The sequence below is a fragment of the Bacteroidota bacterium genome, assembly GCA_016714535.1.
Classification (GTDB): Bacteria; Bacteroidota; Bacteroidia; order AKYH767-A; family OLB10; genus JADKFV01.
This window is the reverse complement of sequence record JADKDR010000005.1, coordinates 31927-48467: the sequence shown is the minus strand read 5'-3', so window position 1 is coordinate 48467 and position 16541 is coordinate 31927. Positions and strand designations below refer to the sequence as shown.

The following is a 16541-nucleotide window of genomic DNA, read 5'->3' as shown; positions in this document are numbered from 1 at the left end:
ATTAAAATGATGAAAAAAGCAGGAGTAATTGGAAGTGGCATTGTAGGTCAGGTGCTGGCAAATGGGCTTTGCAAAATTGGATATGATGTAGTGCTAGGCACCAACAATGCAGCTAAGCATGCAGAGTTAAAGCCAAAGCTAACCGATAGCATACGCATAGATACCTTTGAGCAAACTGCTAAACACGCAGAACTGATTGTACTTGCCATTAAAGGTGGAGCAGCTCTTATGGCATTGCAAATGGTAGGGCTTGAAAACCTTAAAGGCAAAACTATTATTGACGCTACTAATCCAATTGCCGATGCACCACCACAAAATGGAGTATTAAAATTTTTTACAACACTTGATGATTCGCTGATGGAGCAATTGCAGCGCATGACGCCCGAAGCGAACTTTGTAAAATGCTTCAACAGTGTAGGTAGTGCGTTTATGGTAAATCCTGATTTTGGAGGCACTAAACCATCCATGTTTATTTGTGGAAATAATGAAAATGCAAAATCAGAAGTAAAATCCATTCTTGATGCATTTGGTTGGGAAACCGAAGATATGGGTGCTGCAGAAGCAGCCCGTGCTATTGAACCACTATGTATGCTATGGTGTATTCCGGGTTTCATAAACAATAAATGGACGCATGCCTTCAAACTGCTAAAAAAGTAATCGGCATTTTTCTGTTGCATGCCTTCGTTTCAATTAGCCTTATTGGCAAGCTCGTTAATACGGTTTAAGAAAAATACTGCTCATCGCTAAACTTATAACCTCGTAAGAACTCTTCTGTTTTCATAGATTTTTTCCGGCTAGTTGTAATTCGCTAATTACTACAAAACCATTGGTGGCAGCTACTTTTAAGTACGTGCGCGCATCGGTTATTACTCTTCCCGGTTTATAGCTGTGTGGTGCTCTCTCTATTTGTGAAGTATAAATTTTCACGCTATGCACGTAGTTGTTGGCATCACGCAATGTTGTAAAAGCAGCTGGGTAGCGCGATAAGCCTCTTATTTTGTTATGAATCTGCTCTACATTATTCGTCCAATCAATTCTGCAATCCTCCTTAAATATTTTAGGTGCCAACTTTAGTTCGCCTTTCATCATTTGCGATTGGTCTATAGCCTGCACCGTATTGTTTTCTATAGCCTTTACAGTTATCAATACAAGTTGTGCTCCAACAACTTTTAGGCGGTCATGTACCGATGTAGCTGTATCTTCATCTCCAACACTTATCGTATCTTGAAAAATAATCTTCCCTGTATCAATTTCCTGTTGCAAAAAAAATGTAGTAACTCCTGTTTCTTTCTCCCCATTCATTACTGCATGATTGATTGGTGCCGCACCTCTATATTGCGGCAGCAGCGAACTATGTAAATTAAATGTTCCTTTGGGCGGCATACTCCACAACTCGTATGGCATCATTCTAAATGCAACCACTATTTGCAAATCGGCATTCAGGTTCCTAATCTCAGCTAAAAATTCGGGTGATTTTAATTTTTCAGGTTGAAGTATTTTTATGCCGAATTTCAAAGCACATTCTTTAACAGCGCTATGCTTTAATTGCAAGCCACGGCCTGCAGGTGCATCTACTGCTGTTACTACTGCTACTACCTCATACCCTTGGTTTGCAAGTGCCTCCAAAGAAGGCACAGCAAATTCCGGTGTTCCGTAAAATATTATTCTCATTTGCTATATCATTATCAAAGCCACCTTAATAAAAATCTCGCTACACTTTAATGGACTTCCACTTTCCGCTACGGAGGTAAAAATAAGCCATTGCACCCATAAGTACCCAATAGAGAATTTCGCTAAGCCATACAATCTCTACTTTCGTCTTAAGGTGTATACAACATATATAAATAAACGCAACGTATATGGCTATGTTTACAAACTCAATAACCAGGGCAGCACGCGTAGCTCCGCTGCCCGATACCGCAGATAATAGTACTAGCGATACTGCCAGCGAAACGCTTGCAGCACAAACAATGTAAAAGCTTAGTCGCGCATCAATTATCGTAGCGGCATCGTTGGTCACTACCCCTAATATCTGATTGGTAAACAGCACCGAGACAAGTGCAAGCACCGAAATTATACTAACCGAAAAAATCGTGATTTTTATTAACAGCCCACGTACATCCTCAGTTCTTCCTTGTCCTATCAAATTAGCAGTCATGGCGTTGGCAGCGCTCGAAAACCCAAACACAGGCGTCATCAATATCATATATACTGCACGCACCACGTTAGATATAGCCAACTCATGTGTGCCCAGTTTTTCTATCAGCATAAAAAATAACAACCAAGCTCCCATGCTGAGTGTATTTTGCATCAGCACCGGAAACGAAACATGGAGCATATTCTTAATTACTGCGCCATGTGATGCAAGCTTATAAAACAGTTGATAAGCGTTGAATTTTTTGTAATAACGAACCACAAACAAAACAAACAAGCTCGATACCCACTCAGCTATTGCACTAGCTATACCGGCACCTGCAATGCCCATTGCAGTAGATCCTCCTTTGCCAAAAATAAGCACATAACCAATCACCACATTCACTACGCAACTAATAACCGATTGCACCGTTATCAATTTTGTTTCAGAAATTCCAACAAGAAAAGCACGTACACTTAGCAACGGCACTAGCAATAACAATCCATACGAGCGGTACACTACGAAGGTTACAGCCTGATCGCGCACCTCAGCATCGTTTATGGTATACTCAAACAACCAATGCACACCAAAGTGTCCCACAAAAAACAATAGCAACCCAGTAAGCGACAGCAATATAAATGCTTGCTGAAAGGTGGTACGCAAACCCTCGCGGTCGCCTTCGCCTGCGCGCCTCGACATCACAATTTGTGCTCCTATCGAAAACGAAATACCCACCATAACCAGCACATAATAAAACACGCCACCTATTGCACTTGCAGCAAGTGGCGCCTCTCCCACCCTAGCCATAAAGGCCGTATCAGTAACATTCAAAATAGTTTGAGCTATGCTTCCCAACATAATAGGAAAAGCAATTTTCCAAACTTGTGCATACGTGGCTTCTACTTTCATTACCGGCAAAGGTGCAATTTTTTTACAGCATCATAATTAATTGGAGCCTCACTTAATGGTACTAATAACCAAAGTACCTGCTATCCGTTGCAATCTTTTTTTGAGTTTGTTTTTTAATAGTAAAAAAAAGGATTTCCACTACTATCAGGGCTAGTGACTATTTAGTTATTCCTCCGTTTATTCAATTACTCCAAAAAAATACATATAGCTGCAGAACATTGACCTATATGCCAAATATTGTTCTTTAAAAACTTCATTAAATAATTTGCAAAACCAAACACCGAACTATCTTGCAAATGCCATTGCACGTGTTTAAATAGCAGACCACACATCCGATAAAAATAACTTTCTTTGAACATAAAATAATTATGAGCGGGTTAAATCGTGCGCTATCCCTAACACAAGCAACTGCAATCAATGTAATTGATATGGTTGGCATAGGGCCATTCATAGCCTTGTCATTTGTGATGAGTGCTATGGGAGGCGTGCAATGTATGCTTGCCTGGTTGCTGGGTGCATTGTTAAGCTTTATGGATGGGTTTACCTGGAGCGCTCTTGGCGCTGCACACCCCGAAGCTGGCGGCACCTATGCTTTCAATCAACAGCTTTACAAGCGGTTTGGCATTGGCAGGCTCATGGCTTTTCTTTTCCTATGGCAAACCACCATACAAGCCCCACTGGTTATAGCAAGCGGAGCTATTGGTTTCTCTAAATACTTTCAATATCTCATTCCTCTTGATGGTATATGGCAACGGTTAACAAGTGGTGCACTTGTTATTGTGGTTGTGGCCATGCTATTTCGCAAAGTAACTACGGTGGGTAATATTTCTATTTTACTTTCGATATTAGTTTTTGGACTAATGAGTTGGCTTATCATTTCGGGCTTGCTTTATACCCAGCCATTGGTGCAGGTAGAGCAACTCAGCTCATTATTTGACATTAACTGGAATTATGATTTTTTAAAAAATCTGAATACCGCATCACTCAAAACCATTTATTGCTTTTTAGGTTATTATAATGTTTGTCATCTAGGCAGCGAAATTCGACAACCTCAAAAAAATATACCACGCAGTATTTTTATATCCATTGTCATCATTACCATGTTGTATCTGTTAATGCAATGGAGCGTGTTGCGGGTAGTCGGTTTTGAAGAAGCTGCAAAAAACGAATTTGTCATCAGCCTTTTTTTCGAGCGCATCTACAATCCAACCGTAGCTGCATTTGCAACTTGCTGCATTTTGCTTGTTGCATTTGCATCCTTGTTTGCTGTAGTACTTGGCTATTCGCGCATACCTTATGCTGCTGCGGCCCAAGGAAATTACTTTCGCATTTTCGCTAAATTACATCCAAGGCTAAACTTCCCCCATTACTCACTTTTGATATTAGGTGCTGTGGCTTTTTGCTTCAGCCTGCTTAATCGGATGGGCGATATTATTTCGGCCATTGTGGTAGTGCGCATTTTAATACAGTTTGTTTCGCAGGCAGCAGGGTTGCTTTACAACCGTGCAGCAGATGGCAAATCTTCTATATACAAAATGTTATTTTTTCCTATTCCTTCCATCATTAGCATTTCTATTTGGCTATATATATTTACTTTCTCCGAATGGAAATTTATTCTGGGAGCATTCAGCATCATTATTTCAGGATTAGTTTTGTATTATATTTTTATCAATCAAAATAAAAACCAGGGAGTGTAACTACTATGGCTATCAAGTAAACACGGTGCCAGACCCTTACTATTTGTAAAACCAATTTCGATAAGGATACTTACAATGGATCTACGTTGGCAATAATAATCATCTGATGGAATCTTTCATCAGCAAAAAACAAGGATTGAATAGCATGCAGCATTTGCTTAACTTTTTTCATGGATGCATCGCGTTCAATTTTCATTACAATCTGCTGAATATACATGTTGTTAATTCTGGAAACATCTGGAGTTACCGGCCCTAAAATGCGACCGCCAAACTGCTCTCTTAATAATGCTACAAACTTTAATGCCCCTGCATCTACACTACTAAAATCTTTGTGTTTGAGTGTAAGATATAGCAATCGGTAAAATGGCGGATAATGAAACATTTTACGCTCTGCAAGTTCATGTTTTATAAAAGAAGCATAATCATTATTAACCACCCACTCAAAAACTTTATGCTGAGGATTATATGTTTGAATCATCACATGTCCTTGCTTATGCTTACGTCCTGCGCGCCCTGCCACCTGCACCATTAACTGAAAACTACGCTCCACCGAACGAAAATCAGGAAAGTTTAAAAGGCTATCGGCATTTACTATTCCAACGGTGGTAACATTTTCAAAGTCGAGGCCCTTACTTATCATTTGTGTGCCAACCAAAATATCGGTACTGCCATCAGCAAAATTATTCAGTATAGACTGATATGCGTTGCGCGTTCGCGCAGCGTCTAAATCTAATCGCGCTATGTTACTATTATTAAAAAATACAGATAGTTCATCTTCCACTTTCTCGGTACCTGTTCCTTTCATTTTGAGTAACGGGTTGCCACATGCTTTACAATTTTTTGGAATATCCGTTTTATATCCGCAATAGTGGCATATAATCTTGGCGCTATATTTATGATAGGTAAGCGAAACATCGCAATTAATACATTGTGGCACATAGGCGCACTGACTGCACTCAAGCATGCGCGCATATCCTCGCCTGTTTTGAAACAAAATTACTTGTTCACCTTTTTGCAATGCATTATTTATTCCTGCCAAAAACTTTTCTTCGAAAATACTTTTCATTCGTTTGCGCTTGTACGCTTCCTTCAAATCTATCAATTCAATGGAAGGCAAGAGAATATCGTTGTACCGCGTATTTAGTTTAACAAGGCCATATTTATTTTCGAGGCAATTATAATACGTTTCTACTGCAGGAGTAGCGCTGCCTAACAAAACTTTAGCATTGTGCGCATGTGCAAGCACAATGGCGCTATCGCGTGCATGATAACGTGGTGCAGGGTCTTGCTGCTTGTAGGTTGGTTCGTGCTCCTCATCAATTATTACCAATCCTAAATTGCTAAAAGGCAAAAAGGTTGCACTGCGCGCCCCTATCACTATCTGATAATCGAATCTGCTCTCTAATTTTTCGCGTTCATACTTTAATATGCGGTTGTAGGTTTCTAAACGTTCATGCTCATTTAACTTACTGTGATAAACCAACAATTGTTCACCAAAGTGTAATTGCAAACGCTGAATAATCTGCGTAGTCAAAGCTATTTCCGGTAAAAGGTAAAGCACTTGTTTGCATTGCTTTATTTGTTGCTCAATGAGGTGAATGTAAATTTCAGTTTTTCCACTTCCTGTTACTCCATGCAGCAACACTATTTCATGGGTCAAAAACTCCCTGTTAATGTTTTCATAGGCCACTTGTTGCGCCTGCGAAAGGGGCTTAGGTGGTATGGCACTTGTATTAAGCAAGGGAATTTCAAAATCCGGTTTTTCAAAAGTTTCAAGAATATTCTTCTTGCACAATTGTGCAAGAATGGCACTGCTCGATTTTGAAGCCTTCAACAATTTTGTTTTTGCTACATACTTCGTCTCTTTTTCATCCAAAGTTTGATTATAAAAATGTAGCAATAACTCAAACTGTTTAGGTGATTTAATTTCTAGTTTTTGAAATATATCATTTATAGCTACCTCATCAAAACATGCACTACCCAATTTGACATAACTAATTTTTCGACCTCGGCTTTCAGCATCCACATTTTGATTAACAACTACCAATTTTAATCCTGTCAATTTTTTAAGTACATGCAAAATGCTTTTTAGCTCAAGTAATTTAGTTGCGTCTTTTAAGGCAAGCGACTTTTCTTTTGCAGTGTTTCAATAAGTAAATGCTCCTTATCGTTTAACCTATGGGCATCCAGTTCAGCATCAGGATGAAGCGACAAGGTTGATTCACTTTCTATTTTTAACGAAGAGGGTAATGCTGCCGACATTACTTCGCCCAGGGTGCAGAGATAATATTCTGCTATCCATTTCCAATGGTGCAACTGGTATTTGTTTACCACAGTGGTATCATCAGTAAGCTCTAGTATTGGTTTTGCTTCGTAGTTAGCAGGAGCATCATTATGCATTTTACTTACAATACCGGCATAAATTTTTTGCTTGCCAAACGATACCAAAACTCGCATACCCACTGCAATAGCAGGTTGCATGGCCTCAGGCACCGAATACGAATACTCTCGGGTGAGGTACAGTGGTAATATAACGTTGACAAACATTTGGGCAAATATGAAAAATATGCATCAATTAAACCTAAAGGATTTAGGTATGATAATATCAGTTTCCATGCAATGGCAAAAATTCCCAATTGAAATCCTTCTAAATAGGCTCAAAACCCGCACTGTAATTACGCTTAATATTACTCTCGGGTTTATACTGCAAAGTGCTCCTATTCTCTATTCTTCTTTGAATTTCTTCTAATTCAGAAAGAATATACGTTCGAGCTCGTTGCTGTTTTGCCATGCTTATAGAAAATTGTATATCAGATAAGGCTGCGTCAAATAATTTTTTTTCATAATTAATTCGTGCCATCACTTCGCGATTGCGATAAGAATATTGATTTTTACGAAGATAAGCCACTGCCACTGTTTCGGCCATTTGTAATTTATTTTGTTGGATAAGCAAATTACAAAAAAGGTAATTGAAATCCTCATGGGCTTGAGGCAAATGTTGCTCTACCTGATACTCAATTGCAGAAAGCAATGGATGATTATCCTGATTCGCATATATTGTCTTTTTCCAAACCTCCATAGGAATTGGTAATAGTTGTCCGTAATAATTCAACACCTTCGATTTGTAATTTACAACATCCGAAGGTTTGTTAATTCTGCCATCGGGAATTCTGCTATTTTCAAAAATTCGGTACATGGCCCACTTATAACTAGCAACTTCTGTTGTTGCATTACTTTCTTCTTTAAATTGCCTGAGTTGGAAGTTGCTATTGGAAGGAATATAATTTGAAATTAAATATAAACACACCGGCATAGCAAGCACGCCCAATGCAAAAGGAACACCATTGTAAGTAACCGAACCGAACTTGCGCGAACGCAACTCCATTCGCATAACTAACAGCATTAACATTACAAATAGAATAATAAATCCCGAAGTATGCTTACGGGAAAGGAAGCCACCTGCAACTGCATACATAAAATCCTCAGCTTCCTTATTTTTATTTTGATTGCTTGTAATAAACAAGTTGGTTTTAAAATCCCTTTGCTCTTTTAACGTGCGCTTTGCCAGTCCCTTTAGGAAGGAATTATTCCATTCTAAATTCGGCCTTATGGCAATAAAGCCGTTTGCCAAATCAGGTCTTACTAGTGAGGCATATGCTGCAAATAATCCTCCATACTGTTGCCCACCAATTGTCTTATAGCTGCTGGCTCGATAGTTTCTACGAATAAATGGAACTAATTCGCTCTCGAAAAAATCAATAACTTTCTGACTGCTCGTTGAGCTTGCGATAGATACAGCGGGTAATAAATCAGGCTTGAATTTAGAAGGAGGATATAGCGTTACCGTTACAATAATATGTTCTGGAATATTGGTGCCCAATCGGGCTTCTGATTCAAAATAGCTTAACACGGTTTCGTTTGTAACTTCAGTATCTAGAACATATAGCACCGGGTAATTTGTTGCATTACTTGCAAAATACGAAGGAGGCAGATAAACGCTTATGTTACGATAATCACCAAAAACTTTTGAATCGAATACAAGGTTGGTAGTTTGATAACTTTGTGCAGATGCATTGCTTATCAACGTAATTAAGAAGAGAATTATATATGTTTTCCTTTTCAAAATAATTGAATGCATAAAGTGTTTTTGCTCTAAACGATTAGAGCGTTTTTGTTAACCTTTGGTATTTTATTACCTTAGATACCTATTTTAATAATTAAATTTACGTCAGCCTCAATCATTAAAACTTACGATGGCACTACTCATCATTCGTTTTGTGATTTATTCTTGTACAGCTTAATGAGTCAAATACAATTTACTTTGTTAGCTACTGTGCACAAGAAATTATGGTTATGCAAATTTCATGATATTTGCCTGTACGAAACATTAAAGAAAGATAGAATTTGAACTCTTGCAATCTCAAACATTTTTACCAAACAAAAGTGAAAACTTAAAATTATAATTGGAATCGGTTGAAGCAGGCGTAGGCTATTTATTTTCAACAGAATTGAAAAGTATACTACCGAAGTAATTTCAATGTTCGCCAATCAATTTGCCAGTAAACGAACAAAAGAATAATACTAAACTTTACTATTCACCTTTCGTGTTGAAAAGTAAAATATTGCGACTTGATAGAAAGACATCAAATTCAATTTTATCTGGTCAATATAAACTTTTCTGTTTGAGCAGTTTGGCCATTAATAACTAAAGTAATTAAGTACTTTCCAATACTGCAATTTCCAGCATCCCACTTGATCATTTCCTGGTGTGGGAAAATTTTTGTAGCAAATACTTGTCTTCCATTGCTATCGCAAATAATAATTTCAGCTGATCGTGCGCTTTCAATTGCAAACGAAACCGAAACCTCACCCTTACCCGGGTTTGGGGAAACCGTTAACTTGTAATCTGGTTTCTTTATTGGTATTGCAATAGAGACCGTATAATCATAATATCCAAGTGCGTACTCTCCTAGTCGGATACTATCGGTTGTAATTGTGCCAGCTTTATCTATATGGCTGCCATTAAAATTTATTGTATGAGGAATCACTTGCCAATCGTCAGCCACACTTTTGCGATACAGCAGCACAAGGCTATCTTCGGTTGCTGAGATTAGTGTATTATCAAGATATCCTGCTCCATTCACGGTGCGTCCATCATAGTTGAATCTTAAAGTTCCATGAAAATCATTTTGCAATTTACCTACTACATTCCAATACCGGTAATTAGAAATTCGAATTCCGGGATTAGATTTTTTGAATGGATCGGCAGCTACCCAATTATGTTCGATACGAATTTTATTCTTTGGAGTAGGAACATTTAGAGCAGAAATGAAAGTAAATGTTTCGGGCAGACTAATCGTTTTAATTGTATCAATAATAACTAAATCATCGGTCATGGCATCGCTTATTTTTCGTTGAGGTCGAGCATAAAGTGATCAAAAACACCCAAGGTTGCAATATGAAAAGAGTTGGTAGCACTATCTATTACGATGGTATATGTTGTATCATCAACACCATTACTGAGGGTTATATCAACAGGCATGTTGTAGATGTGATTGTTTCCTTTACTGCGTTGACGGGTGTAAACAAAATAGTGATCGAGGCCGCCCGGAACGAAAACAACAGAATCAATAGAGAAATGAGGAAATCCGGGAGTAAAAACCCAATCGTTAAAAAAGCGAGTCATATCTACCCCGGTAGCTGTTGTAAGGTCATCGCGAAAGTCTGCAGAACTTGCATTGCCATAGGCCCGGTTATTGAAATAATATTTAGCACCAATTTTAAAAAGGCTATCGCCTAAATAGTGACGCAGGGTGTGCGCAAGGTCAGCACCCTTCCTATACACTGTAGTGCCGTAAGTGTATGCATGTGGAATGTTATTCATGGTTAAATAACTGCCATCGTCTATATGCGAAAATTGCAAAACATATTTGTGTGTTGCTGAAACGTGATCTTTATATGCCTGCAACCCATATACTTTTTCGGTCATGTAAGCTTCGTTAAATGATGCCCAACCCTCGTTTAGCCACATATCTTCGGCCGTCTTGCAGGTTGCCATATCGCCCCAGTACATATGGGCCAGTTCGTGCGCCCATAGTGTTTCGTAAGTGGTGGTACCATCTATAAATGCACTACCAATGGTAATTTGCGTAGCATGTTCCATTGCTCCCGAATTAAATGGAACCAGGCTATATCCGATTTTATCAAAAGGATAAGGCCCATATGCATCAACATAAGCATTAACAACATCAGGCAGATGCGTAAATGTATTCTTAATGCGGTTACTATCTGCTATTTGGCCGGCTATTTCTACCGGTATACCCGCTATGGTTTGCTTATATGTTTTATAACCGCTTACAGCCATACATGCCAAATAGGTTGGAATGGGATGATTCATCTTCCAATGCCATTGCCGTTTACCATTTGGTAACAATAAAGAGTCAAGCAGCATCCCATTGCAAAATGCTTTTTTCGTTGAATCGGTGGCTATAAAAAAATCGTAAAGTGCTTTATCATCAAATGTATCAATACATGGAAACCATACTCTGCCATATACATGCGGATCTGCAGCAAAACCTACTCCAAGGTTAAAAACATGATTAGTTGTAAAATAAAACCCTCCCCAGCCGGAGGCATCTGTTAAAAGGCTTACCATGATAGTATATAGCTATAGTTACAGAATCTCCACTATTCATGGTAAAAGGCAAAGTTATGTGGATTGTAGTGTCATTATAGGTATAAGGCAAGGTACTACCGTTGCTCGTGATTGAGTCTATAGTGAGCTTAAGTAAGGATAAATCAATATGGGTAACACCATTAGTTGTAGCGCGCAACTTAAGTTCGGTATCTGCATAGATTGCTTTAACAGCATTATTTATAATGCTGTCTATGGTTATTTGATAATGCTCCACATTTATTGAATCTCCCGGGGCACTTTTCAATTTGGAAAAACTTGTTCCTCTTTTTTTCCTTTTATTATGTTGGCAATCTTGTGCCTGAGCGTAAAAAAAAAGGGAGCAAAATAAAACGATAAGAATACTTTTCATTGAAATTAAGTTTAACCAAAAATAACTAAAAAAACAGAATATTGAAGTCTTGTGAAAAAAAATTTTTTACTCTACTATAAACCTTCCTGCCATCTTTTCAGCATGTCCCGGAAAGGAACATATATAGTCATAGTTGCCTTTTTGGGGGGCGGTAAAAGTTATAGAACAAACTTCGCCAGGTCCCAACAGTGAAGTCTTTATCAGCACTTTATTGCTTTTTGGAACAAAGTCATATGCCATTCCTGCTGAAACTCCTTCAGAAGCAACTTCAGGTCCACTACCCTCTTCTACCAAAACAAAATTATGCTTCATGCTACTATCATTAGATTCATTGATCAGCGTTAACCTAATGGTTGTATGCTCACGAACCCGCAATTCAGATTTATCAAAACGAATACTGTCCATGGAATTGCCTTTGGCAGCTAGTGACAATTCTATTGATGGGTTTTCAGGATTTATCTCTTTAAGCTCATAGGAACTGCCGTTCATATTACAAGCGGTAATAAATAAAACAAAACCAACAAGAATCAAATACCTGTATCTAATTATCATTTGTTTTGAAGGTTTGACATAAAGAAATCCCATAAACTATTTTTAGGAGGATTAGCAATTACCTCAACCGGTTCGTTTTTAACAGGATGCAAAAATTGAATTTTTCGAGCATGCAAAAAAATGCTCCCATCAGGCTCGCTTCTAAATCCTCCATATTTTTGATCTCCCTTAATAGGACACCCCAGATTAGAGAGTTGAACACGAATTTGATGATGCCGACCGGTAATAGGATTAACTTCGATTAAATAATAATTATCCGAACTCGCTATAATTTTGTAATGCAATTCGCTTAATGAAGCGCCAACCGTATCTGCGGGCACAACAAAACTTTTATTAAGCCTTTCATTTTTCAACAAGTAATTCTTTATCGTTCCCGAATCTTTTACAGGCTTGTTTTTTACAATGGCCCAATATGTTTTTTGAATTGTTTTCTCCTTAAACAGCATATGCATGCGCGCAAGAGCCTTACTTGTTTTTGCAAACAAAACCACACCACTTACAGGCCTGTCAAGCCGATGTATAACTCCGGCAAATACATTACCCGGTTTATTGTACTTTTTGCGTAAATAAATTTTCAGAAGTTCAGACAAAGGCATATCACCTGTTCGGTCGCCTTGCACTATATGACCCGGGTGTTTATTTATTCCAACAATGTGGTTGTCTTCGTAAATTATGTCTGTATCTATAAGCGGATACATACTCTTAGTTAGAATTTAATTAGAAAATATCATTTAATACTTTTCAGTATCGTTGGGAAAATCGCCACTCTTCACATCGTTGATATAAGCTTCGGTTGCATTCAACATAACATCGTGTACATTGGCATATTTGCGCAGGAATCGCGGATGAAACTCATTATTTATTCCAACCATATCATGTAATACTAATACCTGCCCGTCAACTCCGTTTCCTGCACCAATTCCAATAATTGGAATTTTCAAATTGCTTGCAACTTGTTGCGCCAACGTTGCGGGAATCTTTTCGAGCACTACACTAAAACAACCCGTGTTTTCTAATAATTGGGCGTCTTCTATCAACTGTTGTGCTTCGGCTTCTTCTTTTGCACGAACTACATAAGTTCCGAATTTATAAATAGACTGTGGCGTCAAGCCAAGGTGTCCCATTACAGGAACTCCAGCACTTAATATTCTTTCAATAGATTCCTTTATTTGCCTGCCCCCCTCGAGTTTTACGGCATGGGCACCAGATTCTTTCATTATTCTAATAGCTGAATTTAAAGCCTCTTTGCTGTTTCCCTGGTAGGAACCAAAAGGCAAATCAACTACCACTAAAGCACGCGATACTGCACGCACTACACTTGATGCATGATAAATCATTTGGTCGAGCGTAATAGGCAGGGTTGTTTCATGCCCCGCCATAACATTACTTGCCGAATCACCTACCAAAATAATATCAATGCCGGCTTTGTCAATAATACCCGCCATACTAAAGTCGTATGCAGTTAGCATTGCAATCTTCTCACCTTTAACTTTCATTTCTTGCAGCCGGTGAGTAGTAACGCGCTTCATTTCAGATTGATGTATACTCATTAATACTAATTTAGTAGGTGTAAAAATAGGATTTAAAATGGCTCATAATTCGGTTCACGACAAATAAATTCTATGAATGCCACATAAAAAAGAAAGCAGGTTAAATTATTAACCTGCCACTCTATATAACAATTAAATCTTTAAAAAAAATTAATACTCCCACAAGTCATGTTCCAGATTTACGATTTCGGCTTTGATGCGCTCTGACTCAAGCAGGGCATTTATACCTTCGGCATAATCTGCAATACGCCTGTCAAAAACATTTGATTCTTTAATAATCACACTATTGAACATGCGTTTCATAAAGATATCGTCAAATGTTCTACGCTCGGCATCATTTCCTCGGTTGAATGTTTCAAAATTGACAAGCAAGTTTCTTGCAGCTGGAAAATATACCCAAAACAAAGGTTTCTTAATTCCACCTTCAATTTTGTTTCCAGATTCGTCCTCCGCATAAACCATTGGAGCTATGCCAATAATACGAACATCAACCACAGATCTTTGCTTATCAAAAAACCACTCTTCCTTTATGCGATATCCAACAACTTTGTCAGTTGAAAATTTTCGTTCAACTACAGTGTCGTACTCCATATAAGGAGGATCGGGAGAAGTAACTCGTTGTGTATCCTTTTTGCTGCCACATTTTTCTTTAACTTCATCCAATGTCATCCTTTTTGTAAACTCATCATCAATTGCATCGTAGGCATCCAAGGCTCCTTCGTTTACATTAGTTAAAAATACTTGCATCAAACTTTTACGCTCATTTGTAACATCTTCAAGCGGATAACGTAACGGAAGATTAATCTTTTCGGTACAATCAATGAAACGTAAAACTTTTTTAGACCACATTACATCAGCTTCACGGATGTAAGCAAGAGGAACAACTTTAAGGGTAGGCGCGTTTTCGCGGAGATATGCTCCGTCCAATACATTTTGTGCATTGCCCAAACTTGCAGCGCCAAGCAACAATGCCAAAAGTACCTTAATGCTGTTTTTCATATTATGTTTATTTTTATTGAATGGTAAAATTTACAGGAGCTAACTTACGTGAACTTCCATCAGGGCCAGTAGCGTATATATTTTCAAAATATATCTTATCTCCAGCTTTAGCTTTGGCCATTGCATCCTTCATTTGTTGAGTAATCTGATTAGAAGAAGCACTCAAATCGATTGGGTCACGTCCTTTTCCATACATACTAAAAGTAAATTTATTTATCTTAAAGTATAATTCAAACTCAAAATTCTCCATTACAGGAATAATACCCGCCTGAGCAAGAAGGGTAGTTTTTTGTATAGGACCACCTTTCAGGTTGGCAACTTTAGCAACCGGATCAGGAACATTTTTTACACGGAATACCTGAGAACCCATGGTGATTTTTTTACCATCAAATTCGCCAATACAAGTGATTGCTGCATCTTGCGCTTGTGTCTTAGCTGTTGCTATCCATTGCTCACCTCCTACTTTCTTCAATGACAAGCCACCACCTGTAGCATTAACCGATACTTTATCATTGGGTACTCCGGGAACAGAAATTGATACCGGATTATCTATTCCAATGTATATTACATTCATTTTGGTTGGTGAAATTACAGCAGCTGGTTTAGCCGTGATATATTCTCCACTAAATTCATAATCCTTAAATGTATTATCAGGTTGCTTTACTTTTATCACACCAGCATACTTTTTCAAGCCTTCGCCAGACGCAGTTTGCGTAAGCTTTGCCATCCCACCTTCAACTGGTAGTTTAGATCCTCCTATGTACACTTCAGGGTCAGAAGTCGAATTATACGCTGCTAAGAATATATCTGCTTTATACTGCTGACCGGTTAATACATAACTTGTTGGAGCCACAACTTTAGCCACAACATCTGTAAACTTTAAGTCGCTCGCGTTAATGTTATTTAGTAATTTAGTTATTACTTCAGACTCCGCATTTTTAACATCTGATTGCAGTTTTGTCAAGAGTGCAACGCTTGCCACAACCGGACTATGGTAAAAATTAGCCATCTCCCAGGTGCGCTTCTTTTCCTCTGTTGCAAGTTTTGACTTGGGATCTGGGTCATTTAAATTAAACATTTCATCAAAACGCTTTTTAAACTCTGCCTGATCTTTAGGGTCAAGATTATTGGTCATATCCACCTTAAATTTAGCAATTGCCTGTTTCAATTTTATCGCTTCCCCCTTTTGTCCCTTAGCATCATCATCACCACACATCATATTGGTTGGTCCGTCATAATCATCTTTGCGTCCTATGTCCTCCATGGTTGGAGTCTTTATAGCCGCCTTAGATGGATCTGCTAATCCTTCAGTGGTTCTAATAAGCTTATCCTTTAACCCATCCATATACTTAATAAAGTCATCACTTAATTTAACAGCATTGGTAGCGCGGTCCATATGCGGTTTAGTCTTTACAGGATCGTTTTGCATCGATTTCTGAAAAGCCATCATTGACATGTTGTTCTTTATATCCGTATTTTTGTTACTTGCTTCTAAGCTACTATTAACAGTAACAAATGCGTTAATGATTTCCTTTGAAATATTAAGCGCCAACAAGGCGGTTAATACCAGGTACATCATGTTAATCATTTTCTGACGTGGAGTCAGTTTACCACCTGCCATTTTCTTTTCTTCTTAATATTGTTTTACTAATTA

At 38.2% G+C, this 16541-nt stretch carries 14 protein-coding genes and 1 pseudogene; 2 read left to right on the top strand and 13 right to left on the bottom strand.

Going from position 1 to position 16541, the window contains the following annotated elements:
* The first annotated feature begins 6 nt into the window (after window positions 1–6).
* The gene (locus tag IPO27_07825; GenBank protein MBK8846439.1) at window positions 7–657 is read left to right on the top strand and encodes an NAD(P)-binding domain-containing protein; all 651 of its coding nucleotides are present in this window, start codon (window positions 7–9) and stop codon (window positions 655–657) included.
* Between the two features lie 64 nt (window positions 658–721).
* Here the strand turns inward: IPO27_07825 and IPO27_07820 are convergent.
* Window positions 722–1671: pseudogene (locus IPO27_07820) on the bottom strand (methionyl-tRNA formyltransferase).
* Between the two features lie 40 nt (window positions 1672–1711).
* Window positions 1712–3043: an MATE family efflux transporter gene (locus IPO27_07815; protein ID MBK8846438.1), complete on the bottom strand. Its 1332-nt coding sequence runs from the start codon at window positions 3041–3043 to the stop codon at window positions 1712–1714.
* Between the two features lie 368 nt (window positions 3044–3411).
* Between IPO27_07815 and IPO27_07810 the strand changes: the two genes are divergently transcribed.
* Window positions 3412–4740: an amino acid permease gene (locus IPO27_07810; GenBank protein ID MBK8846437.1), complete on the top strand. Its 1329-nt coding sequence runs from the start codon at window positions 3412–3414 to the stop codon at window positions 4738–4740.
* A gap of 70 nt (window positions 4741–4810) precedes the next feature.
* Here IPO27_07810 and priA read toward each other — a convergent pair whose 3' ends face one another.
* From priA to gldM, 11 genes are all read right to left on the bottom strand, one after another.
* A complete protein-coding gene (priA, locus tag IPO27_07805; protein MBK8846436.1) occupies window positions 4811–6802 on the bottom strand; it encodes a primosomal protein N' in 1992 nt (663 codons plus the stop codon).
* A 53-nt stretch (window positions 6803–6855) separates the two neighbouring features.
* On the bottom strand, window positions 6856–7287 hold the full coding sequence (locus IPO27_07800; GenBank protein MBK8846435.1) for a hypothetical protein: 432 nt from the start codon (window positions 7285–7287) through the stop codon (window positions 6856–6858).
* Window positions 7288–7387: 100 nt separating this feature from the next.
* Entirely contained in the window at window positions 7388–8878 is a 1491-nt protein-coding gene (locus IPO27_07795; GenBank protein ID MBK8846434.1) for a hypothetical protein, read from the bottom strand.
* Window positions 8879–9395: 517 nt separating this feature from the next.
* Window positions 9396–10136, bottom strand: a complete 741-nt coding sequence (locus IPO27_07790) for a T9SS type A sorting domain-containing protein (protein ID MBK8846433.1) — start codon at window positions 10134–10136, stop codon at window positions 9396–9398.
* A gap of 8 nt (window positions 10137–10144) precedes the next feature.
* A complete protein-coding gene (locus tag IPO27_07785) occupies window positions 10145–11395 on the bottom strand; it encodes a hypothetical protein (protein MBK8846432.1) in 1251 nt (416 codons plus the stop codon).
* Entirely contained in the window at window positions 11340–11681 is a 342-nt protein-coding gene (locus IPO27_07780; GenBank protein ID MBK8846431.1) for a hypothetical protein, read from the bottom strand. Before IPO27_07780 ends, IPO27_07785 begins: the two co-directional genes overlap by 56 nt.
* 171 nt (window positions 11682–11852) lie before the next feature.
* On the bottom strand, window positions 11853–12275 hold the full coding sequence (locus IPO27_07775) for an azurin (protein MBK8846430.1): 423 nt from the start codon (window positions 12273–12275) through the stop codon (window positions 11853–11855).
* A 59-nt stretch (window positions 12276–12334) separates the two neighbouring features.
* On the bottom strand, window positions 12335–13036 hold the full coding sequence (locus IPO27_07770) for an RNA pseudouridine synthase (protein ID MBK8846429.1): 702 nt from the start codon (window positions 13034–13036) through the stop codon (window positions 12335–12337).
* Window positions 13037–13069: 33 nt separating this feature from the next.
* A complete protein-coding gene (gene panB, locus IPO27_07765; GenBank protein ID MBK8846428.1) occupies window positions 13070–13888 on the bottom strand; it encodes a 3-methyl-2-oxobutanoate hydroxymethyltransferase in 819 nt (272 codons plus the stop codon).
* 150 nt (window positions 13889–14038) lie between these two features.
* Window positions 14039–14887 carry a gliding motility protein GldN gene (gldN, locus tag IPO27_07760; GenBank protein MBK8846427.1) on the bottom strand — a complete coding sequence of 283 codons (849 nt, stop codon included), beginning with the start codon at window positions 14885–14887 and terminating at the stop codon, window positions 14039–14041.
* 13 nt (window positions 14888–14900) lie between these two features.
* Complete coding sequence (gldM, locus tag IPO27_07755; protein ID MBK8846426.1) at window positions 14901–16508, bottom strand: gliding motility protein GldM; 1608 nt, start codon at window positions 16506–16508, stop codon at window positions 14901–14903.
* Window positions 16509–16541 lie beyond the last annotated feature (33 nt).

Coding starts and splice junctions, on each gene's coding strand:
- gldN (MBK8846427.1), bottom strand. CDS start 14,887: ATGAAAAACAGCATTAAGGTACTTTTGGCATTGTTGCTTGGCGCTGCA.
- IPO27_07775 (MBK8846430.1), bottom strand. CDS start 12,275: ATGAACGGCAGTTCCTATGAGCTTAAAGAGATAAATCCTGAAAACCCA.
- IPO27_07795 (MBK8846434.1), bottom strand. CDS start 8,878: ATGCATTCAATTATTTTGAAAAGGAAAACATATATAATTCTCTTCTTA.
- IPO27_07825 (MBK8846439.1), top strand. CDS start 7: ATGATGAAAAAAGCAGGAGTAATTGGAAGTGGCATTGTAGGTCAGGTG.
- IPO27_07785 (MBK8846432.1), bottom strand. CDS start 11,395: ATGGTAAGCCTTTTAACAGATGCCTCCGGCTGGGGAGGGTTTTATTTT.
- IPO27_07810 (MBK8846437.1), top strand. CDS start 3,412: ATGAGCGGGTTAAATCGTGCGCTATCCCTAACACAAGCAACTGCAATC.
- panB (MBK8846428.1), bottom strand. CDS start 13,888: ATGAGTATACATCAATCTGAAATGAAGCGCGTTACTACTCACCGGCTG.
- IPO27_07790 (MBK8846433.1), bottom strand. CDS start 10,136: ATGACCGATGATTTAGTTATTATTGATACAATTAAAACGATTAGTCTG.
- IPO27_07815 (MBK8846438.1), bottom strand. CDS start 3,043: ATGAAAGTAGAAGCCACGTATGCACAAGTTTGGAAAATTGCTTTTCCT.
- IPO27_07800 (MBK8846435.1), bottom strand. CDS start 7,287: ATGTTTGTCAACGTTATATTACCACTGTACCTCACCCGAGAGTATTCG.
- gldM (MBK8846426.1), bottom strand. CDS start 16,508: ATGGCAGGTGGTAAACTGACTCCACGTCAGAAAATGATTAACATGATG.
- IPO27_07770 (MBK8846429.1), bottom strand. CDS start 13,036: ATGTATCCGCTTATAGATACAGACATAATTTACGAAGACAACCACATT.